This is a genomic window from Pseudolysinimonas yzui, from assembly GCF_014653215.1.
In the GTDB taxonomy this organism is placed as follows: Bacteria; Actinomycetota; Actinomycetes; order Actinomycetales; family Microbacteriaceae; genus Pseudolysinimonas_A; species Pseudolysinimonas_A yzui.
This window is the reverse complement of the sequence record NZ_BNAI01000001.1, coordinates 1-23,557: the sequence shown is the minus strand read 5'-3', so window position 1 is coordinate 23,557 and position 23,557 is coordinate 1. Positions and strand designations below refer to the sequence as shown.

Genomic DNA, 23,557 nt, shown 5'->3' with positions numbered 1-23,557 from the left:
CATCTCGCCGAATTCTGTGGGTCTGTTATGGCCGCGCTGGGAGCCTACTTTGGTTCTTCGGGTGCGACGTTCAGCATCCGGGTCCGCCCGGGTTCGCCAGGCAGTCGTGTTCGACAAGCACCGTCTTCGCGGTGCCGACCCGGATGTGGAGGTCGTTCGCGGGCACCGTGAGCGTGCCGACGACGGGTCGCCACGACCCGCCGTTGAAGCGGTATTCGGCGGCGAACACGATCGACAAGGTGATCGTGTAGTCGCCGACACGCTCGTACACGTGGGATGTCGGCGTCGGCTCGAACTCGGCGATGCCGAGGGCCGCCCAGGTGCCTCCGGGTGTGCTCCTCGTCGCGGACGTGCCGTCGCCATAGGCCCAGCGGTAGCTCACCGGAGTGAATCGCACATCGGCGGGTCTCCCCAGCAGCGTGCCGTTCACCACGTGCGGGCCGGTGATCGCGTAGAAGTTCGTGTCGAGCCCCGCGACTGCCCAGCCGTCGGGCTCCATCTGCTGCCGGCCCGGGGTGGGGATGAAGGTGGCGATGTCGCGAATCGTGATCGTCGGGATGCCGGGCTCCCCCGGTTCGTCCGCCTCGAAGCAGGATGCGGGGCGGTTCGGCTGCGGGCGCAGGCACGCCGGATCTTGAACGTTCGGCGGCGCCGGGTTCTGCGACCCACCGCCGGGACTGCTCCCGCCTCCCGGTTCTTGCTCCTCACCAACGAGCTCGACCGAACCGCCATCGGCTGAAGAACAGACACCTAGTTGCGTTTCGAGATAACTGCAAGTTGAGTCCGCGGCGTGGACGGGCAGAGCGTCCCCCAAAGCAACCGCAACTGCGAGCCCAAGGAGAGCTGCGGCTAGCAGGTTTCGCCTGGCCACGAGTTGTCGCTCTCAAGTAGCAGAGGCTTCGAACCGCCAACTGTGCGAACGACAACCTCAAGCACGAGTCGATCGACTCGGTCGACCGGAGTCACATCGACGCCATTTGCATCAAGGACGCGCGACCCCGAGAGATCAGAACATGCGTAGAAGACGACCTCCGCGTCGCCCGCCACTTCCTCGTATCGTTGAAGGTCGAGCACCTTGAACGTGGCTTCCCCTGCGATCCGTAGGCCTGCCTCTCGGAGCGTCTGAAACCCACGCAGCTCGTCCGTCAAGCGATCGTCAGTCACGTAGGGAGCGATTCTCTCTGGCTCGACACCCCCCTCCCCTGAGATCAGGTCCGACATCTCCCTATACGCCTCATACGCCTGCTCTGCAGCGGCAAGGGCTTCCTCCTCCGACGCGAAGATCGGCGTTGCGGAGGGTGTCGGGGGCAGCGTGGGGATCGGGGTGCCTCCGTCGCATCCCGCGAGCAGAAGCACCCCGGCAAGGGCGACCGTACCGACCAGCGTTCGCATGGCCCTACGGTACCGACGCCCCGAAGCCGCGACGCGAGATATCCACACCGCGCATCAGCCACACCACAATCGGGGGAGGTCATCGCCGGCGCATGCCGGGGGAGGACCGGGGCCCTAGAGTGAACCCGGCTGGAGAACGGAGTGACGGTGGAGGAATCCGGACGCGACGAGTTGCTCGACGCGGCATCCCACCTGGTGGTCGAGGACGGCTTCGACGCCATCTCGATCCCCCAGATCGCGGTGAAGGCGGCCGTCTCCGAGGATCAGGTGCTGGCCCACTTCGGCTCCCTCGAGGATCTTCTCGTCGCGATGCTGAACCGCGAGTTCACGGTGCTGTGGACCGACATCCTCGACGACATCGAGCGCGATCCGCGCGGCGGGTTGTTGTCGCACATCTACCGCTACACGCTGGCGGGCATCTACGAGAGCCCTCTCGTGCGCGCACTGTACCTCGCTGACCGTGACGGGCTGAACACGATCATGCGGTCGTCGTACGGGTTCGCCCGCATTCCCCAGTTCGGAATGCGCGCCGCCTTCATCGAACGCATGAAGGCGGTGGGGATGGTGCGCCCCGAGGTCGATGCCGAGCGCCTCTCGGCGGTGCTGGCGGCGGTGTCGGCGGGCGCGGCACTCACCGCGCCCCATTCACAGCTCGATCTCGTGAACGAGGGGCTCTTCCACCTGCTGGACTGCGCCGTCGACGCCGAAGTCGATGACACCGCCCCGGGCAAGGCGGCGTTCGTCGACTACGCGATGACCCTCGCTGGGCGCGGCTAGCGCGGAGTGACGGTGAACCGGCGCAGCTTGAGCGCCGGGTTGGTGTGGCGCACGTCGGCGACGCGAGCCGGCGAGATCCAGGCAACCGCCACATCCGTCGTCTCCCCGACGGTGACGATTTCGGCGCCCATCGGGTCGACCACCATGCTGTTGCCCGCGCCGATCGGCGGGGCATGGTCGGCGGCCGCCACGTACACGGTGTTCTCGATGGCGCGGGCGGTGATGAGGGTGCGCCAGTGGTGCTCCTTGAGCGGGCCGCGCACCCACTCGCTCGGCAGCAGCACCAGGTCGGCTCCGGCATCCACGAGGCGACGCGTCACCTCGGGAAATCGCACGTCGTAGCAGGTCTGCAACCCGACGGTGAAGCCACCCCAGGCGAACGTCGGGGCCTCCCCGTCGGCCCACACCGGGCCGGCGACGATGCGGTCGCTCTCGCGCATCCCGAAGGCGTCGTAGAGGTGCATCTTGCGGTAGCGCGCCACGACCTCGCCCGCCGCGTCGACCGCGACGACGGTGTTGGCGACCCGCTCCGTCTCGCCCGGCACGAGTTCGATCATTCCCGCGACGAGGTGGATGCCGAGCTCCGCCGCGATCTCGGCGAGCGCCCGCACGAACGGGCCGTGCAACGACTGGGCGTGTTCGGGCCAGTCGGGGCCGAGCGCGGGAGTGAAGTACGACGAGTACTCGGGGAACACGACGAGGAGGGCACCGCGGGATGCCGCATCCTCGGCGAGGCGGCGGATGGCATCCAGGTTCGCTGCCTCGTCGTCGCCGGGGGCGAACTGGGCGACGGCGATCGCGACAGGGCCGGAGGGGCTCTCCATTCCCCTAGGCTACGCGTCAACCTCGCGGGGCAGTACGTGCGTCGTAGCGGTGAGGTTCCCGATCTCGAAGGAGCGCCGTACCCATGTTGCGTATCATCCCCGTTGCCGTGCTGACCCTGCTGCTCGCTGCCTGCGGTGGCGGCACCCCCGATCCCGAGGCCGACGAGTCGGCGAGCCCCACTCCGACGATCGTCGCGACCGACGACGCCGAAACCGACCCCGCAGAAGCCGCCGACGACACCGAGGATGCCGACCCGGCACCCGAACCGGAGCCGGGCCTGAGCGCCGCCGACCGGGAGAACGTGCGCGACGCGATCACCAGCGGCAATACGGCGGCGATCGAGGGCTACCTGTCGGATCCCGTGCGGGTGATCATCATGTCGTCGGAATGCTGCTGGGACATCAGCCGGGCCGACGCGGTCGACCAGCTCTCGTACGTGACCGGGGCACCCGGCCCCTGGAACTTCGCGCTCCCCGCGGCGACGGTCGACCCGTGGCGTACCAACATGTACTACGGCTACCTGTTCACCGGCGACGACATCACCGGGCGGGCCGCGGACGGCACGATCGTCTCGTTCGGGATCGAGGGGGGCCAGATCACCAAGATCCTCATGGGGTTCGAAGAGGGCTTCTCGTACTGACGACGAGAAGCCCTCTTGATCCCGACTCAGACGACGCGGTCGGCCGGGTCATCCACCTCGGTGATGCGCTGTTCGACCCGCTCGCCGGTCACGGAGTCCGTGCCGGTTCGCGAAGTCGTGATGGCTTGACGGCGCCGCGCGAGCAGCACCAGCCCGATCACGAAGACGATGAAGCCGGCACCCATCAGGATGTAGCCGATCATGTCGAGGTTCACGATTTCGGTCTCGAAGTTGAGAGCGAAAACCAGAATCGCGCCGATCACAAAGAGAACGACGCCCGTTCCGATACTCATGTGCTGCCTTCCTTTCGCGGCCCACAGTGGGGCGCATTCCGACGCTAGGTGCGCAGGGTCGGCGCGGATACCGGGTTGACTTCCCAGGGAAGGGTCAGGGTGAGTGATCCTCGGCCGGTTCGGGCGAGGCCTGCGCCGCGGCCCGGGCGGCGTGGGGAACGGCGTCCAGAATCCGGTCGAGTTCGGGGTCACCGGGCGCCGCCGCGACGAACCACGCCTGATGGACACTCGCCGGAACCGGTGCTCCGTGCTCGGCCATCGCCCGCGCGAACGGCGGGTAACGCCACGACTCCTGGTCGCGGGCGTCGGCGTCGTCGAGAACGGCTGCGGGGCGGAAGGCGATCGAGAACAGCGGGCCGGCCCGGGGGATGACGTGGGCGACTCCTTCGGCATCGAACGCGGCGTGCAGCGCGGCCACGATCGCGTCGGCACCGCGGTCGACCCCTGCGTAGCTGTCGGGCGTCGCGAGCCGCAACGTCGCCTCGGCGCTCGCCACGGCATCCGCGTTCCACGCCCGTGACGGGGCGGCGCGCCCGACGATGGCCGCGCGGCCGCCGAGCGCCGCGAGCGGAACGCCCTCCCCGAACCCGCCGAGGACGACCAGGTCGGGGCGCCATCCGGTGCTGCCGGTCACCCCGTCGGCTTCGAGCCCCCACCATCCGGCGGGGCCGACCCGGAACGCGGTGTGGGTCTCGTCGAGTACGAGCAGCGCGCCGCGTCGTGCCACGACGAGGGCGAGCGCGCCGTTGAACCCGGGCAGCGGCGCCAGCACGCCGGCGTGCACCCCGACCGCCTCGGTGAGCACGGCGGCGATGCGACCGGGGTGCGCGGCGAACGCGTCGCGCACCGCGTCGAGGTCGTTGTAGGGAACGACGATCGACTGCGGGTCGACGTGGGCATGGTCGTGGCCGGCGAATGTGACGACGAGGTCGCGCCCGGTCGCGGCGCGGGCGAGCTCGATCGCCGTCGCCGTGGCGCGGCTCGCAGTCGCAAGCAGCCGCAGCCGCTCGGCGAGCGGTGTCGCGCGCACCGTGAACCGGTCGATGAGCGCTTCGGTGAAGGCGGCGACCCCGGAGGTCACCATCGGGCCGGCACGCGTTCGCTCACGGTCCATCGTCTCCCGGGATGCTGTGAGCAGCTAATCGGCGCCGGTCAGGTGGTGAGGCGGTAGCGGGTCGTCGGCCGTCCCGCCGAGGAGTAGTCGAGCGACCGGGTGGCCGCTCCCCCGGTGACCAGGTGTTCGAGGTAGCGCCGCGCGCTGACCCGCGACAGGCCGACGTGGTCGCCGAGTTCGCCGGCCGACGCTCCGGGCAGTTCGCCGAGCGCCCCGCGCACCGCTTCGAGCGTCTCGGCGCTGAGCCCCTTCGGCAGTGCCCCCGTGCCCCGGGAGGCCATCACCTCGTCGATCTGCGACTGCGCCAGCGATGAGCCGCGCGCGGCGACGAACTCGTCGCGGAGGTCGGCGAGACGACGGCGGAGGTCGTCGGACGAGAACGGTTTCGCGAGGTAGTGGCGCACCCCGGCGCGGCGGGCCTCGCGCACGGTGTCGACGTCGCGGGCCGCCGTGACGGCGATCACCTCGAACGGTCGCGCGTGGTCGGCGCGCGCCACGCGCAGCACCTCCAACCCGGAAAACCCCGGCAGATGCATGTCGAGCAGCACGATGTCGGGAGCGGCCTGGCGGATCGCGGCGACCGCGGCCGGCCCGGTTCCGGCGATCGCACACACGACGAAGCCGTCGAGCGACGCGAGGAACGCCTCGTGAAGCCGGGCGACGACCTCGTCGTCGTCGACGATGAGCACCCGCAGCGGCTCGCTCACCCGGCCGCCTTCGCGGGCTTCTTGCGCGGGGTGCGGCGAGCCACCCGGGGGATGACGAGCCGGAACCGTGCTCCGCCGATCGGCGCCTCTTCGACCTCGATCGACCCACGGCGGCGCTCCACCACCCGCCGCACCAGGGCGAGCCCGATCCCGCGCCCCGGCTTCGGCTCGCCGTCGGGTCCCTTCGTGCTCATGCCTTCGGTGAAGATCCAGCCCCGCAGATGCTCGGGCACACCGGCGCCGGAGTCGTCGACCGTCACCCCGAGAGACGTCGCACCGATGTCGACCGCGACCTCGACGCGATCGCCGACGCCACACGCCTCGATGGCGTTGTCGACCAGGTTGCCGAGGATCGTCACCAGGTCGGCGGCCAGATCGTCGTCGATCGCGCGCTCGAGCGACCCGGTCTGGGAGACATCCAGATCGATGCCCAGTTCGCGCGCCTGGGCGGCCTTCACCGACAGCAGCGCGGTCAGCTCGGGGTCGTCGAGCAGGGTGGCGTCGTCGCGCAAGCCGATCGAGCCCCCGGGAGTGCGGCGGGAGATGAACGCGCGGGCCTCGTCACCGCGCCCGATCTCGAGCAGCCCGGCGACGACGTGCATCGCGTTGGCGAACTCGTGCGCCTGGGCGCGCAGGCCGTCGGTGAGCGACTGGGCGCCGTCGACCCGACGCAGCGTCTCGTGCAGTTCGGTGTGGTCGCGCAGCAGCAGCGTCGCCGCGACCGCCTCACCGGAGTGGTGGGTTCCCGTGCTGCGGGCGATGAGCACGCGTTCGTCGGCGAGCACGAGACGGCCCTCCTGTTCGCCCTGCTCGAGCACCTCGACCAGCGCACTGCCGAGCGCCTCGCGTGCGGGTCGGCCGGTGAGGTCGGCGGCCTGCGCCCCGAGGAGGTTCGCTGCTGCGTCGTTGACCAGCTCGATCGTGCCGTGCTCGTCGACGGTGACGACGCCCTCGCTGAGCCGGTGCAGGGTCGTCTCGCGGTTCTCGACCAGTGAGGCGATCTCTCTCGGCTCGAGCCGGTAGATGCGCCGACGGATGATGGCGGTCACCAGCGCCGCACCGAGCACCCCGAGAACCGCCGACCCGCCCATGGCGATGAGCAGCCAGTAGAGGTTGGCGACGAACTCGTCCGAGAGGTCGGATTCGAGGATGCCGACCGACACCGTGCCGACGATCTCGTCCTCCAGCCAGATCGGCACCTTGACCCGCCACGAGGTGCCGAGGGTGCCGGTCTGGGTGCCGACGTAGATCTCGCCCGAGAGCGGTACCGACGGATCGGTGGAGACCATCTCGCCGATGCGCTCGGGGTTGGGGTGCGAGTAGCGGATGCCTTCGGCGTCGGTCACGACGACGTAGGTGACGTCCGACGCCTCGCGGATGACCTCGGCGATCGGCTGGATGGTGGCGGCCGGATCGTCGTCGTCGAGCGCCTCGAGAATGGCCGGCAGGTGTGCCACCGAGAGGGCGACGGCCTGCATGCGGTCCTGGTAGGCGTGCCGGATCGCGCGTTCCTGCAGGGCTCCCGCCACGACCCCCGTTCCGACCGTGACGACGCACACGATCAGCACCTGCAACAACAGGAGCTGAACCCGCAGCGTCATCGACCGCATTCCGCCATTGTCGCCGACGAACGCCCCTCGCGCCGAGGGGGCTGCCGCGTCCAATAGTTACGTATGTAGCGCCGCCTTCGAGCGTCGACTTAGCGTGCGTGCTCAGCACCACCGGGTGCGATGCCGCATCCGGAAACAGCTCAATGAGGAGAAAAATGCGTATCCGTGCACTCGCTGCCGTCGCCGCCATCGGGGCGCTCGCCCTGGCCGGCTGCTCGACGCCAGCCCCGTCCGAACCCGACGAGACGGTCACCATCACCGACCTCAACGTCATCGTTCCGGCCGACCCGGGCGGCGGGTGGGACCAGACCGGTCGTGCCCTCGCCGACACCCTTACCGGTGAAGGTCTCGTCGATTCCGCCCCGGTCACCAACATCCCCGGCGCGGGTGGCACTGTCGGTCTCGCCAGCCTGGCGACCGAGAAGGACCCGCACACGCTCATGATGATGGGCCTCGTGATGGTCGGCGCGGTCGAGACCAACGCCTCCGCCAACCGGATCGAAGACAACACCCCGATCGCGCGCCTCACCGAAGAAGCGCTCGTCATCGTCGTGCCCGACGCGTCGCCCTACGACACCCTCGAAGACCTCGTCGACGACATCGTCGAGAACGGTCAGGATGTCACCATCACCGGCGGTTCCGCGGGTGGCGCCGACCACATCCTCGTCGGTCTGCTGCTCGGCGCTGCCGGCCTCAGCCCCGAAGAGATCACCGAGAAGCTGAACTACATCCCGAACTCGGGCGGCGGCGAAGCGGTGACCCTGCTGCTCGGCAACAACGTGTCGGCGGGTGTTTCGGGTGTCGGCGAGTTCGTCGAGCACATCGAGGCGGGCACGATGCGCGCCCTCGCCGTCTCGTCGGAGGCCCCGGTCGACCTGCTGCCCGACGTGCCGACGATCATCGACGAAGGCTACGACGTGGCGCTCACCAACTGGCGTGGCGTCATCGCCCCTCCCGGAATCGACGAGGCCGACCGCGCCGCGCTGATCGAGCTCGTCACCCAGCTGCACGACTCGGCCGCCTGGGCCGCCGTGCTCGAAGAGAAGGGCTGGTCGGACGCGTTCCTCGCGGGCGACGAGTTCAGCACCTACCTCGAGGGCAACATCACGGACGTCACCCAGACGCTGAAGGACATCGGCCTCATCTGATGTCCACCCCCGTCACCACCCCGGAGGCTGGGCGTCGCGCGACGCCCGGCCTCCGGGCACGCCTCGGCGAGATCATCTTCGCCGCCCTCACGATCGCGCTGGGTGTGTTCGCCCTCGTCGGCAGTTTCGGCATCCGCGTGCCCGAGTCGAACCGTGTCGGCCCGACGGTGTTCCCCGTGCTCGTCTCGGTCATCCTCATCGCCGCCGGCATCGCCGTGCTGGTCGAGGTGATCCGCGGGCATCTCGGCGCACCCGAGGAGTCGGAAGACGTCGACCTGTCGCACAAGCCCGACTGGCTGACCATCGCGAAACTCGTCGGCCTGCTGGTCGCGCACCTGCTGCTCATCGAGCTCATCGGCTGGGCGTTCGCCGCCGCGCTGCTGTTCGGCGGTGCGGCCTGGTCGCTCGGCGCGAAGCGCTGGTGGGTGGCCCTGCTCGTCGGCCTCGGCCTCGGCCTCACCGTGCAGATCGTCTTCGGCCTGATGCTCGGCCTCTCCCTTCCCCTCGGCCCCGCGCTCGCGTGGCTCGGCCCCCTCTTCTAGATCGCGGACCATGGACAACTTCAACCTGCTGCTCGAGGGCTTCGCGACGGCGCTGCGCCCCGAGTACCTCATCTTCGCCTTCCTCGGAGTGCTCATCGGCACCGCCGTCGGGGTGCTTCCGGGCATCGGCCCGGCGATGACGGTGGCGCTGCTGCTGCCGCTCACGATGACGCTCGACCCGTCGGCGGCGATCATCACGTTCGCCGGCATCTACTACGGCGCGATGTACGGCGGGTCGACGACGAGCATCCTGCTCAACACCCCAGGCGAATCGGCGTCGATCGTGACCGCGATCGAAGGCAACAAGATGGCGAAACTCGGGCGCGGTGCTGCGGCGCTCGCGACCGCCGCCATCGGCTCCTTCATCGCCGGCACGATCGCCACCCTCGGACTCACGTTGCTCGCGCCGACCCTGGCGGCGCTCGCCGTGCAGCTCGGCCCCGCCGACTACGTCGCGCTCATCGTGATCGCGTTCATCACCGTCGGCGCTCTGCTCGGCAGCTCGGTCTGGCGCGGCATGGTGTCGCTCGGCATCGGCCTGTTCATCGGCCTCATGGGCACCGACCGGCTCTCGGGCCAGCAGCGCTACACCCTCGGCGTCCCCCAGCTCGCCGACGGCGTCGACGTCGTGCTCGTCGCGGTCGGCCTCTTCGCCGTCGGCGAGACGATCTACATCGCGTCGATGCTGCGCCGCGGCAAGATCGACCTCATTCCGCTCACCAAGGGCTGGCGCTCCTGGATGACGAAAGACGACTTCCGCCGTTCCTGGAAGCCGTGGCTGCGGGGCACCGCGATCGGCTTCCCGATCGGCACCATCCCGGCGGGTGGGGCGGACGTCGCGACCTTCCTGTCGTACGCGACCGAGAAGAAGCTCAGCAAGCACAAGCACGAGTTCGGCCGCGGCGCGATCGAAGGCGTCGCGGGGCCGGAGTCGGCGAACAACGCGGCCGCCGCCGGCGTGCTCGTGCCGCTGCTCACCCTGGGCCTGCCGACGACGGCGACCGCCGCGATCATCCTCACGGCGTTCCAGTCGTACGGCATCCAGCCCGGCCCGCAGCTGTTCACCAACCAGCCGGCCCTCGTCTGGGCTCTCATCGCGAGCCTCTACATCGGCAACGTGCTGCTGCTCGTGCTCAACCTGCCGCTCGTGGGCATCTGGGTGAAGCTGCTGCAGATCCCGCGGCCGTACCTCTACGCCGGCATCCTGACGTTCGCCGCGTTCGGCGCCTACGCGCTCAACTTCGCGCCGCTCGACATCGTCATCCTCATCATCATCGGCCTCATCGGCTACTTCATGCGCCGGTACGGCTACCCGATCGCCCCGCTGGTGATCGGCATGATCCTCGGGCCGATGGCGGAGCAGCGGATGCGGCTCGCGCTGCAACTGAGCCAGGGCGACCTGACGACCCTCGTCACGCATCCGTTCGCGGCGACCGCGTACGCCGTGATGGCCGTGCTGATCGGCGTCGGGCTGTGGTTGCGACGTCGCCAGAAGCGGTTCGAACAGAAGATGGCCGAGGAACTCGCGGCTACCCCGGACGCGGCGACGGCCGATGAAGCCGGGCTCGCGCGCGGGGGAGAGTGACGATGTGACGCCGTCGCGGTTCAGCGCTCCTCGGCGATGCTGTTCCCGCCGTCGATGACGACCACCTGTCCGGTGATGTACGACGCTCCCGGCGACGCCAACCACAGGACCGCGGATGCAACCTCGTCGGGAGTGCCGCTGCGTCCGAGGGGAACGCGGCTCCCCGCCGCTGCCTCGTGCGGGAGTTGCGACAGGGTGGCGATCCACCCGGGCGCAACTGCATTGACCGTGATGCCGTGTGGTGCTTCGTCGACGGCCATGGCCCGGGTGAGCCCGACCATGCCGGCCTTTGCCGCGGCGTACGCGACATCAGCGCGGGCAGCCATGACGGGTCCGGTGAGGCTCGACACGTTGACGATGCGCCCCCAGCCGGCGTCCCGCATCGCCGGGACGGCCGCCCGTGACACGAGGAAGGCCGTCGTGAGGTTCGTCGTCAACGACCGGTTCCAGGCATCCACGCTCGTAAGCACGTCGCCGGAGTCCATCTCGGCGTCGCCCACGGTGATCATCCCCGCATTGTTGACCACGACCGACGGCACTGTGCCGGCCGCGCGCAGACCGTCGAAGAGCCGCCCGACATCGGCCTCGGTATCCAGCCGGGTCACGTAGCCGGACGCGTCGATCCCGAGCACCCGCAGCTCGTCCACACGCGAGTGGATGCGATCCGTCGTCGACGTGACCACCACCTTCGCCCCGGCGAGCCCCAGCTGCTTCGCCGCCGAGAAGCCGATCCCACCTGGGCTGCCCGCGCCGGTGATCAGCGCACATGACGGCGTGGACAGCGAACGTTCCACGGTCAGTACCCGGTGCTCAGTACGTGGTCCAACGCGTCGACGAAGTAGTCGGCGGACTCCCGGTCGAGACACAGCGGCGGCTTGGTCTTGAGAACGCACTGGCGGTCGCCGGTGGGCTGGATGATGACGCCGAGCTCGAGCATCCGCTCGCAGATGGCCGTCGTTTCGCGGGTCGCCGGTTCGCGTGTCTCGCGGTCGCGCACGAGTTCGACACCGAGGTAGAGACCCGAGCCGTGCACCGCGCCGATCAACTCGTGCCTCTCGGCGAGCTGCGTCAGCCGCTCCTTCAGGTGTCGGCCCACGTCCCGCGCGTTCTGCTGCAGCTTCTCGTCGCGCAACGCGTCCAGCACGGCCAACCCGACTGCGCTCGACACCGGACTCCCGCCGGCTGAGGAGAAGAAGTAGCCCTGGTTGCGATACCGCTCGGCCACCTCGCGGCTCGTGATGACGGCCCCGAGCGGATGCCCGTTGCCGATCGCCTTGGCGACGGTGACGATGTCGGGAACGACGCCCTGCTGCTCGAAGCCCCAGAACCATTCGCCGAGCCGGCCGTAGCCCACCTGCACCTCGTCGGCGATGGCGAGACCGCCGTGCTCGCGCACGGCCGCGTAGACCTTGTCGAGGTAGCCGTCCGGCAGGGCCATGCCGCCGGCGTTGCCGTAGTAGGCCTCGGCGATGAAGGCGGCCGGCGGGCGGCCCTCCGCGGCGAGCCGGTGGATGGTCTCCACGGCATCGTCGGCGTAGCGGCCGACATCCGGTCCCCGGTACCGCCCGCGGTACGCATTCGGCGCATCGACCGTGTGCACCCAGTCGGGGCGGGTCTCGAGAGCGTTCGGGTTGTCGGCGATGGATGTCGACACTGCATCGCTCGCGAACGTCCAGCCGTGGTACGCCTCGGCGACCGCGAGCACGTCGGGCCGCCCCGTGGTCGCGAGGGCGATCCGCAGCGCGAGGTCGACCGCCTCAGACCCGGAGTTCACCAGGAATACGGTGTCCAGCAGGGCGGGCAGCAGTTCGCTCAGCCGGGTCGAGTACTCGACGACGGCGCCGTAGTTGAAACGCGAGTTCGTGTTGAGGCGCCGAAGCTGTCGAGCAGCGGCCCGTTCGACGCCCGGGTGAGCGTGTCCGAGTGAGGTGACGTTGTTCACCATGTCGAGATAGCAGCGCGCGTCGACGTCGATCATGGTGTGCTGCCACCCGCGTTCGATGCGGGGCGGATGACGGTAGTAGTGCTCCTGCACCGACGCGAAATGCTGCTCGCGCCGATGCACGAGTTCGTCGGCGTCGTTCGGGTTCCGGTCGGCACCCTTGACCGGGTCGCTGGTGCCGACGAGCAACGGGAGCGGGTCGGCGACAACGGCGCGCCAGCCGGCGATTTCGGATGCGCGCACGAAGTCGGGCACCGCGGCCTCCGCGGCGGCGACGGTGATCCGCAGACGGGAGCCGGCCTTCACCGTCAGCACCGGATCGCCCGGGCCGACGGTGCCCGACGCCACGACCTCGGCGCTCTCGGCGTTCAGCCGGAGGACGATCCCGTGATCGCTGTCGATCACCGAGACGTCGCCGCCTTCGACCTCCACTCGACCGGCCCAGGGCGCTCGCACGTCGGTGTCGCGCCCGAACCACACGTCGATTCCGGTCGCGGCGGTGGCGGGCTCCTCCCGGGAGAGCCGCACCGATCGAGTGAGGCGCGGCTGGAGGTGCACGGTGCTCACCGCGTCGGCACCGGCAGCGAGGCGATCGCGTGCCAGGGCGGCTTCGCGGCCGTCCAGGAGCCAGGCACCCTCATCCATCGCATCGGAGTCCACCGAGAGATCGAGCGTGGCCACCCGCGCCTGGCCGTCGAGCATCGGCGGGAAGGATGCCGGCAGCGCGAGCGGGGACGCCGGCGCGCCGACGACGCTCTGCACGAGCGCCGTCATCACCGTCGTCGGCACGGTGAGCGCGTTCTCGAGGATGCGCCATTCGTGCTCCAGCGCGTCTCGCGCGTATTCGTTGTCGGCGTCGATGGCCGCTTGTTGCCAGCCGCTGACGACCACCACGGCTCCCCGCAACAGCACGAGCGGCCAGAGCGCCTGCACCTCGTCACCGGTGAGCGGCCGCTCGCGGTGGAACGCCCGGATGGCCGGCAGAGTCGAGACCGGCGTCGCTCCCTCGTGGTGCAGGATCGACGACACCGTCACGGCGAGCTCGGCCACCGACCATCCCATATTGAGGTCGCCGAAGTCGATCACGCCGTCGGGGGTGCCGTGCTCGTCGGCCGAGCGCACGACGTTGTCGTCGGTGATGTCACCGTGGATGACGCTCACCGGGAGCCGCGCCGCGAGAGCCTCGATCCTGGCACCCTCCACCCGGCGCACCTCCTCGACGACCCGTCGCCGGTCGACGTCATCCACATAGTGCGCGAGCTGGTCGATCACCCGAGCGGCCTCGCGCAGATCCCACTGGAGCGTGCGGTGGACCCCCTCGTGCTCGAAGTCGCGCAGCTCACGGTTGACCATCCCGCTGAGGGCGCCGAGCCCCTCGACGACGGGCGGCCGCAGGTACCCGGACCCGGTGAGCGTCCCCCCATCGAGGAAGGAGAGGATGCGCGCCACCTCCCCCGAGCCGCCCGGCCGCAGGACCCGGGCCGGCCGACCGGCCGTCGCGTGCTCGAGCACGGTCGGCACCCGGAGGTGCGGGAGCCGCTCGGCGATCTGGGCCGCGCCCTCATCCTGCGCCCTGATCTCGGCCTCACCGAAGGCGCCGTTCGACACCTTGAGCACGCCGACCGTCGCGCCGTCGGCATCAGTCAGGAGGAAGTTCGCATCCTGTTGGCTCCCGAGCGATCGGGCCACGACGGTGCGCCCGAACTGCTCGGCGACCAGCTGCTCGGCTTCCGCGGCGGTGATCTGCGGGGTGGGCAGCTCCCCCGCCTCGAAGAAGTCGAAGCCGCTGCGGTTGGTGGCACCGCGGGAGGTGTCGCTCACAATGTCATTCGCTTTCAGCCTGTCGCCGCGAACTGGATCTCGCCGCCGACGACCGTGGCGAGAATGGCGGTACGTGCGAGTTCTTCCGGTGAGATGGCGAGGGGATCGGCGGCCAGGATCGTCAGGTCGGCGATCTTGCCCACGCTAATCGAGCCTTCCGTGTGCGCGACTCCCGCCGCAACAGCCGCGCCGATCGTGTATCCCTCGAGCGCCTGCAGAGCGGTCAGGCTCTCCTCCGGCAGAACCGGGTCGACGTCGGGTTGAGCGACGTTCCGCCGCAGCTGGGCATCGGCCATGATGGCGAGCGGCTCGAAGGGAGCAACCGGCCAGTCCGATCCGAGCGCGAGGGTGACGCCGGCCTCCGCGAGAGCACGGGTTCGCCAGGCACGCCCGGCGCGAGCGGGCCCGAGTCGTTCCGACCAATTGTCGGTGTGGTCCGCGTGCACGAAATGAGTGCAGTGGGTCGGCTGCATGCTCGCGATCGCTCCGGATGCCGGAAAGGAATCCACGAGGTCGTCAGGAAGAGTCTCGGCGTGCTCGATGCGATGCACGGGACCGCCCGGCACCCGCAGCTGCGAGATGGTGGTGAGGGCGAACCGGATGGCGGCATCCCCGATCGCGTGCGTCGCGGTGCCGATCCCGTTCTCGGCGAAGAAGCGCATGGCCGCCACATAGTCGGCCGGATCGCTCCAGACCGAATCGGTCGACTGGCCGTGCGTGTCGGGGGCCTCGAGCCAGGCCGTCCCGCCGTCGATCGTTCCGTCGAGGAAGAACTTCACCCCGTGGATCTTCCAGCGGCGCCCGCCCGTGCCCTGCCACTCGAGAATGCGCGCCCAATCCTCCGGGGTGTGCTTGGGCTCGATCCAAGGAGAGAACCGCAGCCGCACGGGAAGTTCTCCCTCGGTCTCGATGAGCCGCAGAAGATCGAAGGGTTCCTCCAGGAAGTCCATCACCTGCGACGACGTCAGCCCGCTCGCCGCCATGTCGGCCAACAGCCGCTTCACGCGGTTCACGTGGTCTTCGATCGGCTCGCGCGGCAGCACGTCGAAGACGAGCTGCATGGCATCGGCCTCGAGAAGGTGTCCCGTGGGGATGCCGTCGCTGTCGACATCCACGCGCGATCCGGTCGGGAATGTGCGCGGCCCCGAGATCCCCGCCGCCTGCAGCGCCGCGGAGTTCGCGAGAGCCGAGTGGGCGTCGAAGAATCGAAGGAACATGGGCACGGTGCCGACGAGGTCCTCGAGCGGCGCGGACGTCACGCGCTCGAGTCCCCACACGTTGGGGTCGAGCCCCCACCCTCGAAGCCAGTCCCCGGGCTCGAGCCCCGCGAGTGCCGTCGTCAGCTCCCGCCGGAGTTCGGGCAGCGAGGTCACGGCTCGAAGATCCATGCCGACCGCGAAGCCCGCCCCCGAGAGCGGGTGCGCATGCGCATCGCTGAGGCCCGGAACGATGGTCGCCCCCGGGTAGCGGAGAGAGCGAGTGCCGGGTCCGGTGAACCCGGCCATGTCGCCCTCTCCGCCGACCGCGACGACCATCCCCTCTCGGACCGCCACGGCCGTCGCCCCCACGATGCCCCCCGCCATCGTGTGGACCCGCCCCGCGGTGAGGATGAGATCGGCGGGCCGATCAGTCATCCCGGTCGCCGCCGCCGATCCGCTCGTAGGTGGCCGGCCGCGTCCGCTTGTAGATGACGGCGAGAACGACTCCGACGAGGAAGGCGACGGGCACGACCAGCAGGATGACCGCGTTGGCCGCAGCCCCGGCTCCCGTGAGGACGTCGATGTTGACCACGATGAGAACGGTGAAGGCGGCCAGAGCGGCCGTGGCCAAGACGGCCGCCGGCACCACGTACCACGCGCGCTCGAGGGTGCGGTTGCGCACGAAGAACACGATGACCGCGAAGGATGCCAGCAGCTGCAGGACCAGGATTCCCACGACACCCGGAGTGTTGACCCAGATCAGGAGGTTGAGGAACGGGTCGGCGCCGGCGATCACGAAACCGCCGACGATCAGCACCGACAGGATGGTCTGCACGAGACCGGCGACGTGCGGTGAACCGTTGCGCCGCGTCCTGGCCAGGGCCGCCGGCAGGATCCCGTCCCGCGCCAAGGCGTAGGTGTAACGGTTGATCGTGTTGTGGAACGCGAGAAGCCCGGCGTAGACACTCGTGACGATGAGGGCGAGCATCGTGAGCACCGCCCACTGCCCGAGGAACGTGTCGGCCGTGATGAACGCGAAAGCTGTCACGCCGTTCTCACCGATGAAGCCCTGCACGCCGCTTTCGCCCCACGCCTGCACGAAGAGCCAGACGATCACCGCGTAGAAGACGGTCAAGAACCCGATGGCGATGTAGGTCGCACGGGGGATGGACGAGTTCGGGTTCCGCGCTTCAGACCGATAGAGCGCCGTCGCTTCGAAGCCGAGGAACGCGCCGAGCGCCAGCCCCAGCACGACACTGACCTCGGGGGTGAACACCAGCTGCGGGTTGAACAGGCCGAAGGAGAACCCCTCGGGACCGCCGGTGACCGCGATCGCGATTCCGAGGATGAGAAGGATGAGCGTCTCGGCGACCAGCAGAACCCCGAGCACCCGCGCCCCGACGTCGATGCCGAAGAAGCCGAGTGCCCATACTCCGGCGATGGCAAGGAAGGCCAACACACCCCACGGCACTTCGATGCCGAAGTACGTCTGGAGCATGCCGTTCGTGACGACGGCGAAGAGGCCGTAGATGCCGATCTGCATGGCGTTGTAGGAGACGAGCGCCAGGATGCCGGCGCCGAGGCCCACGGTCTTGCCCAGCGCGTGGGAGATGTACGTGTAGAAGCCGCCGGTCTGCCGCACATGGCGGGTCATCGCCATGAATCCGATGGCGAAGACGACGAGCGCCGCGCCGGCGATCAGGTAGGCCGTCGGGGCGGCAGGCCCCGCGATCAGGATCGCCAGGGGGGCGACTCCCGCCATGGCCGTCAGGGGCGCGGCGGCGGAGACCACGAGGAAGACGATTCCGCCGGTGCCGAGGGCACCCTTCTTGAGTTCTCCGGGTGCTTCGGAAAGTTGCGCCGTTGCATCCTTTTCGCTGATTGACATCGTTACCTCCGGGTTGGCTGCATGATTGGCCACCTAAACTAACAGTGTTCATTTAGTATGGGAGATACCAGGTTCGTGGTGCAATAGGCAATCGACTGCTCCCTCCGGTCGAGCGCGTCGTGACGAGAGTTCGAGGTAGCCGTGGGACGACCCCTTACTCCTCTCCTCTCGGTCGACCTGATCGCCGAGACCGCCCTGGAGATCATCGACAGCGGAGAGCCATTCAGCATGCGACGGCTCGCCAAGCGCCTGGGAGTGTCGGCACCGGCGCTGTACAACCACGTCGAGGGCAAGGATGCTCTGGTCGAGCTCATTCGTGGCGTGATGGTGGCCCAGCATCCGGTGCCGAGGGATGCCGGCGGAACGTGGGTCGACCGGGTCACCGTGATCGCGCGAGCTCAACGCGCCGCCTACTCAGCGCATCCGAACGTCGTTCCGCTGCTCATCGGGGTGCCCCTCGCGCAGCCCGAGGTATTGGAGATCTACCGCGACCTCGCTCGAGCCCTCGCCTCCGCGGGGTTCGATGACGCCGAGGTCGGCGTGCTCCTCGAGGTGATCGACAGTTTCGCGATCGGCAACGCACTCGAGCAACGGGCACCCCAGCAGATCTGGGTGGACCCCGACGATGAGGGCGCGCTGGCGCGCGCGATGGGAAGTTGGAGCAGCCCACAGGCCCTGCTCGATGAAGCCTTCGAGACCGGCCTCGAGTTCATCCTCGGCGGGATGCAGGCGAGGCTCAGTAAGCGCCCGCCCGTCGACGAAGCCCCGACGTCGCCATGATCTCGCTGCTCGACGGACTCTCCGAGCCGTTCGACCACCTCGACTCCGCGGGAGCGCGGGCGGCGCTGCGAACGCACTGGGGCATAGAGGGACCCCATCCGGTGCGGCTCGACACCGAGCGCGACGACACGTTCCGCGCGGGCGACGTGCTGCTGAAGGTCGCGCACCCCCGTGACGATTCCGCCGTGATCGAGATGCAGTCCGCCGCGATGGCCCATGTCGCGGCGACCGACCCCGGCATCCCCACACAGCGCGTCGTCGCGACCCTCGACGGGTCGCAGTCGGCCACAGTCGCCGGTCGTCACGCGCGCGTTCTGACCTGGCTCGACGGCGACCTCGTCGAGGGCCAAGACCTGCCGGTCACCTTCTTCGAGACGGCGGGCCGGATGCTGGGTCGCCTCAATCGCGCGCTCGCCGGCTTCCGGCATCCGGGCGCCCATCGCGACCTGGCGTGGGACCTGCCGCACCTGCCCGCCCTGCGAACCCACACCACCACCCCACTGCACCTCGAAGTCATCGACCGCTTCACCGCGGAGACGCTGCCCGCCCTTGCGACGCTGCCCCACCAGGTGATCCACAACGACAGCCACCCTGGCAACCTGCTCGTGCGCGCAGGATCCCTCGCGGGCATCCTCGATTTCGGCGACGCCGTCTACTCGCCGCGCGTGTGCGACCTCGCCGTCGCCCTCGCCTACCTCGTGCCCGACCGGCCACGGCCGTGGCCCGAGGTCGACGCGTTCACGGCCGGATTCCTGAGCGAGGTGCCGCTCAGCGACGGTGAGATCGAACAGCTGCCGATGTTGCTGGCGGCCCGCACGATCATGCGGAGCGTGATCAACCAGACGCTTCAGCGCGACGCGCACTCCGACCCGTCCGGCTTCTACGCCGCAAACGACCGCAAGCTGCACCTGATCATGAGGGAGACGTGATGGTCGGTCCGACCACCTACTTCGACGAGAGCACCGTCGACCGCCTCGACGCGCGAACCGCGGACCTGGTGCGCCGACGTGCCGCCGCGCTCGGTCCGGCCTACCGGCTGTTCTACCGCGAACCGCTCGAGTTCGTGCGCGGCGAGCGCGCCCACCTGTTCGACGCCGACGGTGTCGATTACCTCGACGCGTACAACAACGTCCCCTCGGTCGGCCACGCGAATCCGCGGGTCGTCGCGGCGATCGCCGAGCAGGCCGCGCGGCTGAATACTCACACCCGGTATCTGTCGGAGGCGACCGTCGCCTATGCCGAGCGGCTTCTCGCGACGATGCCGATGCCGGGCGAGGTGATGTTCACCTGCACGGGCTCCGAAGCGAACGACCTGGCGCTGCGGGTCGCGAAGGCGGCGACCGGCGGCGAGGGCGTCATCGTCAGCTGGAACGCCTACCACGGGATCACGACCGAGATCGCAGGCATTTCGCCGTCGCTCGTGGGGCTGGACGGCATGGCGCCCTGGGCGCGCGCGGCCCGAGGTCCCGTCACCGATGTGCCCTTCGCCGAGGCGGTCGCCGCGTCGCTGCGCGAGTTGGACGCAGCGGGCATCCGGCCGGCCGCGCTGATCGTCGACACCGTGTTCGCGAGCGACGGCGGATTCCCCGATCTCGAGGGGCTCGTCGAGGCGGTCGCCGCGGTCCGCGCCGCGGGTGGCCTGTTCATCGCCGACGAGGTGCAGCCCGGCTTCGGGCGTCTCGGACACGGGATGTGGGGGTTCAGCCGATACGGAATCGAGCCCGACATCGTCACCATGGGCAAGCCCATGGCCAACGGGCATCCCGTCGCCGCGATGGTCGCCCGCCCCGACGTGCTGGCGCCATTCGGACGCGACATGCGCTACTTCAACACGTACGGCGGCAACAGCGTCTCGATCGCCGCCGCCTCGGCGACGCTCGACGTGCTCGAGGACGAGCAGCTCATCGAGAACGCGCGGATCGTCGGGGGGCGACTGGCCGACGGGATCCGGGGGCTGAGTGACGAGCGCATTCTCGCGGTGCGCGGGGCGGGTCTGTTCCTCGGAGTCGATCTGGTCGACGAGGCGTTCACCCTCGACGTGGTCAACGCGCTCCGCGACCGTCGCGTGCTACTGGCGGCGAGCGGTCCCGGCAACACGACCCTCAAGATCCGCCCGCCCCTGGTGTTCGACGACGCCGACGTCGACCGGCTGCTGACCGAACTCGCCGCGGTGCTCGCCAGTTCTTGACCCCCACAAGGAGAAGACCCATGGCCCGCTTCGCGCATGTGCTGAACGCCTACCTGGACGCCCTCGGACGCAGCGACTACGCCACCATCAAGGGGTTGTTCAGCGCCGATGGGCGCGTCCGCTCCCCCTTCCTGGGCGAGATGGCTGCTGCACCCTTCTTCGACAGGCTCGCCGCGGCGTCAGCCCAGAACGTCATCACCCCGCTCGACATCTTCGAGAGCACCGGCGGCGGCCCCCGCGCCGTCGCGTACTTCCAGTACGACTGGACCGTCACCGACGGCACCCTCATCACCTTCACGGTCATGGACTACTTCGAGTTCGAGCCCGACAGCGACAAGATCGCATTTCTCGACCTCATCTACGACACGCATCCGATCCGGACCGAACACGGAGACAAGTACGACTCACCCCTGTAGGTGGGGCCACGCCATCTAGTGGGCCATCGACGCGAGCACCTCGGGGTCGAGGTGCGAGATCGAGTGCGTGTCCTGGAAGGCCCGCACCCCCTCGATGCCTTGCTCCCGGCCGAAGCCTGACTGCTTCATGCCGCCGAACGGCGCCCGCAGGTCGAGACGGGTGGCGCCGTGGTCGTTGACCCAGACGTAGCCGCACACGAGCTGACGACCGACGCGGTTCGCCGCGTCGGCATCCGCCGTCCACACCGATCCGCAGAGTCCGCCCCAGGTGTCGTTCGCCAGCTTCACGGCCTCGTCTTCGGTGTCGAACGGCAGCACCGGGATGACGGGGCCGAACTGCTCGAACGTCACGACGCGCAGGTTCGGGTCGGGGTCGACGACGATCGCCGGGCGCACGAAGTTGCCGCCCGCGAGGTCGCCACCCGGCAGTTCGCCGAACTCGCGCACCTCGGCGCCCGAGGCCTTCGCCTCTTCGATGAGCTCGTCGACGAACGCCTTCTGCACGGGCGAGTGGAGCGGGCCCATCGTGGTGCCGTCGTCGAGGCCGTAGCCGAGCTTCGCCTTCTCGAGGCGTGCGGCCAAGCCGTTCACGACCTCGTCCATCCGGGAGCGGTGCACGTAGACGCGCTTGGCGTTCATGCAGATCTGGCCCGTGGTGTCGAAGATCGCGGCGTAGAGCCGGTCGAGATGGGTGTCGTCGATGATCGCGTCCTGGAGGAAGACCGCCGCGTCGTTGCCGCCGAGCTCGAGCGTGACGCGCGTGAGCGACTTCGACGCCATCTCCATCATGCGCTTGCCGCCGCCGACGCTTCCGGTGAAGCACACCTTCGCGACGTCGGTGTTCTGGATGAGCCCGCTCATGTTCGCGTCCGCGCCCGTGACGACGTTGAGCACGCCCGCGGGCAGCTTCTCGGCGATGCGCTGGATGAAACGCGCCGTGGCGAGCGGCGCCGTCAGCGGAGGCTTCACGATCACGGTGTTGCCGGCGAGCAGGGCGTGCGGAACCGAGGCTCCGAGAATCGCGATCGGCCAGTTGAACGGCACGATCACGGTGACGACGCCGAGCGACTGGTACGCGACCGTCGTGCGGGTCGGAATCGCGCCCGGGATCGGCTCCAGCACCTTCGACGTGTCGACCTCGTCGGCGAGCGACAGGGCGAGACCCCAGCGGATCTCGAAGACGAGGGCGTCCACCCACGCCTCGAAGCGCACCTTGCCGTTCTCTTGCGAGAGGATCGCGGCATCCTCGTCACGGAACGCGGCGACCCCTTCGATCGCGGCGGCCATCTGCGCGGCGCGCTGCTGCGGGGTGAGGGCCGACCAGGCGGGGTAGGCGGCCTTCGCGGCGGCGACCGCGTCGGCGACATCCTGAGTGGATGCGGCGGCGGCGTGGCCGACGATCACACCGGGCTTGCCGGGGTCGGCGATCGCGAGGGTCTCGGCGGTCGAGCGGGTCTCGCCGCCGATGTAGAGGGGGGTGCTGACCGCAGTCGCGGTGTTGTCGGTCATGGTCATGGTCTGACTCCTTCGTCTCGACGGGACGCTTCGACGGTACGCCGCAGACGTTCGCGAACACTCGGCGTTTTGTGCACGGCCGGGGCTATCGTGTCGGCATGCAGATCGTCGAGGCGCGCAGCGCCGACGAGTGGGAGCACGTCACGAGCGACGCCTTCGTGCCCCTGACCTGCGTCGCCTTCGCGCCCGACTTCCACGGGCGCATCGAGTTCGAGCGCTTCGATGAGTCACTGATGGTGTCGCACGTCGAAACCGACGGCATCGCGGTCGACCGCACCGCCCGCCAGGCGGCCCACGCGAACAGCGACGACATCCATCTCACCTTCCAGCTCGGCGCCCCGGGCATCGTGCGACAGGACGGTCACGAGGCACGGGTCACCGCCGGATCGGTCAGCACCTACGCGACCGACCGCGCCTACCAGCTCGACTACTCCGCGTCCGAGCAGCGTCAAGTTCTCGTTCAGGTGTCGAAGCGCGCGCTCGGCATCCCCGTCGAGGTGGTCGAGGCGTCGTGCGCGCGGTTGCTGGTGAACGCGCCGGATGCCGCCGAGGTGCTGTTCGCGACCCTCACCGAGTCGCGCGGGCACGGCGACGTCGTCGTAGCCGAGACGGTGCGCGACCTCGCCGGCACGATGATCCGATCGTCGGTGACCGGCATGCGGGTGCTGCCGTCGACCCGCGGGGGGATGCTCGCCACGGTGCGCTCGTTCATGCGCGGCAACCTGCACGACAGCGAACTGGATGTGGCGCACATCGCCGACGCGCACTACATCTCGCGGCGCTTCCTCTACGAACTCTTCGAGCCCTTCGACGAGACCCCGGGCGAGCACCTCCGCCGCCTGCGGCTGCACCGGGCGGCGGCGCTGCTGTCGGACCCGGGCAACGACACCGTGCTGCAGGTCGCGGCCCGATGCGGCTTCGCCGACGCGACGACGTTCACCCGCGCCTTCCATCGCGAATTCGGGATGCTTCCCCGCGAGTACCGCACCCGGCCCGCGGAGCTGCCGGCGCGCTGAGTGCATCGGACAAAACCGAAGGCCCCGGTCTCACCGCGGGTTCTAGCGATCCCCGCAACACCCTGAGTTTTTGGGAGTTGCGGGGATCGTGGTTTTTGAGGAGTTGAAGGCTCGGTTTTTCGAGGCGTTGGATCGTGGGGGTGGCAACATCGCGGCTGC

At 69.3% G+C, this 23,557-nt stretch carries 22 protein-coding genes; 10 read left to right on the top strand and 12 right to left on the bottom strand.

Annotated features, from left to right (window positions below; genetic code table 11):
• Positions 1-70: 70 nt before the first annotated feature.
• Complete coding sequence (locus IE173_RS00110; protein ID WP_191281370.1) at positions 71-499, bottom strand: PKD domain-containing protein; 429 nt, start codon at positions 497-499, stop codon at positions 71-73.
• Positions 500-849: 350 nt separating this feature from the next.
• A complete protein-coding gene (locus tag IE173_RS00105) occupies positions 850-1,392 on the bottom strand; it encodes a hypothetical protein (protein ID WP_191281369.1) in 543 nt (180 codons plus the stop codon).
• Between the two features lie 147 nt (positions 1,393-1,539).
• On the opposite strand from IE173_RS00105, the gene IE173_RS00100 reads away from it, so the two are divergent.
• Positions 1,540-2,169, top strand: a complete 630-nt coding sequence (locus IE173_RS00100; protein WP_191281368.1) for a TetR/AcrR family transcriptional regulator — start codon at positions 1,540-1,542, stop codon at positions 2,167-2,169.
• Here the strand turns inward: IE173_RS00100 and IE173_RS00095 are convergent.
• Positions 2,166-2,993, bottom strand: a complete 828-nt coding sequence (locus IE173_RS00095; protein ID WP_191281367.1) for a carbon-nitrogen hydrolase family protein — start codon at positions 2,991-2,993, stop codon at positions 2,166-2,168. The two genes, IE173_RS00100 and IE173_RS00095, sit on opposite strands and share 4 nt — an antisense overlap.
• Positions 2,994-3,076: 83 nt before the next feature.
• On the opposite strand from IE173_RS00095, the gene IE173_RS00090 reads away from it, so the two are divergent.
• Positions 3,077-3,634, top strand: coding sequence for a hypothetical protein (locus IE173_RS00090; protein WP_191281366.1), 558 nt, complete (start codon positions 3,077-3,079; stop codon positions 3,632-3,634).
• A 26-nt stretch (positions 3,635-3,660) separates the two neighbouring features.
• Here the strand turns inward: IE173_RS00090 and IE173_RS00085 are convergent, their stop codons facing one another.
• From IE173_RS00085 to IE173_RS00070, 4 genes are all read right to left on the bottom strand, one after another.
• Positions 3,661-3,927 carry a DUF6458 family protein gene (locus IE173_RS00085; protein ID WP_191281365.1) on the bottom strand — a complete coding sequence of 89 codons (267 nt, stop codon included), beginning with the start codon at positions 3,925-3,927 and terminating at the stop codon, positions 3,661-3,663.
• 94 nt (positions 3,928-4,021) lie between these two features.
• Positions 4,022-5,041, bottom strand: coding sequence for an aminotransferase class III-fold pyridoxal phosphate-dependent enzyme (locus IE173_RS00080; protein ID WP_191281364.1), 1,020 nt, complete (start codon positions 5,039-5,041; stop codon positions 4,022-4,024).
• A gap of 38 nt (positions 5,042-5,079) precedes the next feature.
• Entirely contained in the window at positions 5,080-5,748 is a 669-nt protein-coding gene (locus tag IE173_RS00075; RefSeq protein WP_191281363.1) for a response regulator, read from the bottom strand.
• On the bottom strand, positions 5,745-7,358 hold the full coding sequence (locus IE173_RS00070) for an ATP-binding protein (protein ID WP_191281362.1): 1,614 nt from the start codon (positions 7,356-7,358) through the stop codon (positions 5,745-5,747). The genes IE173_RS00075 and IE173_RS00070 overlap by 4 nt, the downstream gene beginning before the upstream one ends.
• 155 nt (positions 7,359-7,513) lie before the next feature.
• Between IE173_RS00070 and IE173_RS00065 the strand changes: the two genes are divergently transcribed.
• From IE173_RS00065 to IE173_RS00055, 3 genes are read left to right on the top strand one after another with little or no spacing between them, the layout of a single operon-like run.
• Positions 7,514-8,506, top strand: a complete 993-nt coding sequence (locus tag IE173_RS00065; RefSeq protein WP_191281361.1) for a Bug family tripartite tricarboxylate transporter substrate binding protein — start codon at positions 7,514-7,516, stop codon at positions 8,504-8,506.
• Entirely contained in the window at positions 8,506-9,048 is a 543-nt protein-coding gene (locus IE173_RS00060) for a tripartite tricarboxylate transporter TctB family protein (RefSeq protein ID WP_191281360.1), read from the top strand. The genes IE173_RS00065 and IE173_RS00060 overlap by 1 nt, the downstream gene beginning before the upstream one ends.
• A gap of 10 nt (positions 9,049-9,058) precedes the next feature.
• Positions 9,059-10,633, top strand: a complete 1,575-nt coding sequence (locus tag IE173_RS00055; RefSeq protein ID WP_191281359.1) for a tripartite tricarboxylate transporter permease — start codon at positions 9,059-9,061, stop codon at positions 10,631-10,633.
• Between the two features lie 20 nt (positions 10,634-10,653).
• On the opposite strand, the gene IE173_RS00050 is transcribed toward IE173_RS00055, so the two are convergent.
• The 4 genes from IE173_RS00050 to IE173_RS00035 are packed head-to-tail and all read right to left on the bottom strand — an operon-like array spanning position 10,654 to position 17,483.
• Entirely contained in the window at positions 10,654-11,427 is a 774-nt protein-coding gene (locus tag IE173_RS00050) for an SDR family NAD(P)-dependent oxidoreductase (RefSeq protein WP_229841767.1), read from the bottom strand.
• A 2-nt stretch (positions 11,428-11,429) separates the two neighbouring features.
• Positions 11,430-14,396: an aminotransferase gene (locus IE173_RS00045; RefSeq protein ID WP_191281358.1), complete on the bottom strand. Its 2,967-nt coding sequence runs from the start codon at positions 14,394-14,396 to the stop codon at positions 11,430-11,432.
• Positions 14,397-14,410: 14 nt separating this feature from the next.
• Positions 14,411-16,030: an amidohydrolase gene (locus IE173_RS00040; protein WP_191281357.1), complete on the bottom strand. Its 1,620-nt coding sequence runs from the start codon at positions 16,028-16,030 to the stop codon at positions 14,411-14,413.
• Positions 16,023-17,483, bottom strand: a complete 1,461-nt coding sequence (locus tag IE173_RS00035) for an APC family permease (RefSeq protein WP_191281356.1) — start codon at positions 17,481-17,483, stop codon at positions 16,023-16,025. Before IE173_RS00035 ends, IE173_RS00040 begins: the two co-directional genes overlap by 8 nt.
• Before the next feature lie 141 nt (positions 17,484-17,624).
• Here IE173_RS00035 and IE173_RS00030 point away from each other — a divergent pair, with 141 nt between their 5' ends.
• From IE173_RS00030 to IE173_RS00015, 4 genes are read left to right on the top strand one after another with little or no spacing between them, the layout of a single operon-like run.
• Positions 17,625-18,263, top strand: coding sequence for a TetR/AcrR family transcriptional regulator (locus tag IE173_RS00030; RefSeq protein WP_191281355.1), 639 nt, complete (start codon positions 17,625-17,627; stop codon positions 18,261-18,263).
• Positions 18,260-19,192, top strand: a complete 933-nt coding sequence (locus tag IE173_RS00025; protein ID WP_191281354.1) for a phosphotransferase — start codon at positions 18,260-18,262, stop codon at positions 19,190-19,192. Before IE173_RS00030 ends, IE173_RS00025 begins: the two co-directional genes overlap by 4 nt.
• Positions 19,192-20,451 (top strand): aspartate aminotransferase family protein, encoded by a 1,260-nt coding sequence (locus IE173_RS00020; protein ID WP_191281353.1) that lies wholly within the window; start codon positions 19,192-19,194, stop codon positions 20,449-20,451. Before IE173_RS00025 ends, IE173_RS00020 begins: the two co-directional genes overlap by 1 nt.
• Before the next feature lie 20 nt (positions 20,452-20,471).
• Positions 20,472-20,867, top strand: coding sequence for a nuclear transport factor 2 family protein (locus IE173_RS00015; protein ID WP_191281352.1), 396 nt, complete (start codon positions 20,472-20,474; stop codon positions 20,865-20,867).
• Between the two features lie 15 nt (positions 20,868-20,882).
• Here IE173_RS00015 and IE173_RS00010 read toward each other — a convergent pair whose 3' ends face one another.
• On the bottom strand, positions 20,883-22,382 hold the full coding sequence (locus IE173_RS00010; protein WP_229841766.1) for an aldehyde dehydrogenase family protein: 1,500 nt from the start codon (positions 22,380-22,382) through the stop codon (positions 20,883-20,885).
• 98 nt (positions 22,383-22,480) lie between these two features.
• On the opposite strand from IE173_RS00010, the gene IE173_RS00005 reads away from it, so the two are divergent.
• Entirely contained in the window at positions 22,481-23,398 is a 918-nt protein-coding gene (locus IE173_RS00005) for an AraC family transcriptional regulator (protein WP_191281351.1), read from the top strand.
• Positions 23,399-23,557: the final 159 nt, after the last annotated feature.

Excerpts from the sequence above, each read along its gene's own strand:
- IE173_RS00110 (WP_191281370.1), bottom strand. The coding sequence starts at position 499 with ATGGAGCCCGACGGCTGGGCAGTCGCGGGGCTCGACACGAACTTCTAC.
- IE173_RS00105 (WP_191281369.1), bottom strand. The coding sequence starts at position 1,392 with ATGCGAACGCTGGTCGGTACGGTCGCCCTTGCCGGGGTGCTTCTGCTC.
- IE173_RS00095 (WP_191281367.1), bottom strand. The coding sequence starts at position 2,993 with ATGGAGAGCCCCTCCGGCCCTGTCGCGATCGCCGTCGCCCAGTTCGCC.
- IE173_RS00090 (WP_191281366.1), top strand. The coding sequence starts at position 3,077 with ATGTTGCGTATCATCCCCGTTGCCGTGCTGACCCTGCTGCTCGCTGCC.
- IE173_RS00085 (WP_191281365.1), bottom strand. The coding sequence starts at position 3,927 with ATGAGTATCGGAACGGGCGTCGTTCTCTTTGTGATCGGCGCGATTCTG.
- IE173_RS00080 (WP_191281364.1), bottom strand. The coding sequence starts at position 5,041 with ATGGACCGTGAGCGAACGCGTGCCGGCCCGATGGTGACCTCCGGGGTC.
- IE173_RS00070 (WP_191281362.1), bottom strand. The coding sequence starts at position 7,358 with ATGCGGTCGATGACGCTGCGGGTTCAGCTCCTGTTGTTGCAGGTGCTG.
- IE173_RS00065 (WP_191281361.1), top strand. The coding sequence starts at position 7,514 with ATGCGTATCCGTGCACTCGCTGCCGTCGCCGCCATCGGGGCGCTCGCC.
- IE173_RS00060 (WP_191281360.1), top strand. The coding sequence starts at position 8,506 with ATGTCCACCCCCGTCACCACCCCGGAGGCTGGGCGTCGCGCGACGCCC.
- IE173_RS00055 (WP_191281359.1), top strand. The coding sequence starts at position 9,059 with ATGGACAACTTCAACCTGCTGCTCGAGGGCTTCGCGACGGCGCTGCGC.
- IE173_RS00040 (WP_191281357.1), bottom strand. The coding sequence starts at position 16,030 with ATGACTGATCGGCCCGCCGATCTCATCCTCACCGCGGGGCGGGTCCAC.
- IE173_RS00035 (WP_191281356.1), bottom strand. The coding sequence starts at position 17,483 with ATGTCAATCAGCGAAAAGGATGCAACGGCGCAACTTTCCGAAGCACCC.
- IE173_RS00025 (WP_191281354.1), top strand. The coding sequence starts at position 18,260 with ATGATCTCGCTGCTCGACGGACTCTCCGAGCCGTTCGACCACCTCGAC.
- IE173_RS00020 (WP_191281353.1), top strand. The coding sequence starts at position 19,192 with ATGGTCGGTCCGACCACCTACTTCGACGAGAGCACCGTCGACCGCCTC.
- IE173_RS00015 (WP_191281352.1), top strand. The coding sequence starts at position 20,472 with ATGGCCCGCTTCGCGCATGTGCTGAACGCCTACCTGGACGCCCTCGGA.
- IE173_RS00010 (WP_229841766.1), bottom strand. The coding sequence starts at position 22,382 with ATGACCATGACCGACAACACCGCGACTGCGGTCAGCACCCCCCTCTAC.
- IE173_RS00005 (WP_191281351.1), top strand. The coding sequence starts at position 22,481 with ATGCAGATCGTCGAGGCGCGCAGCGCCGACGAGTGGGAGCACGTCACG.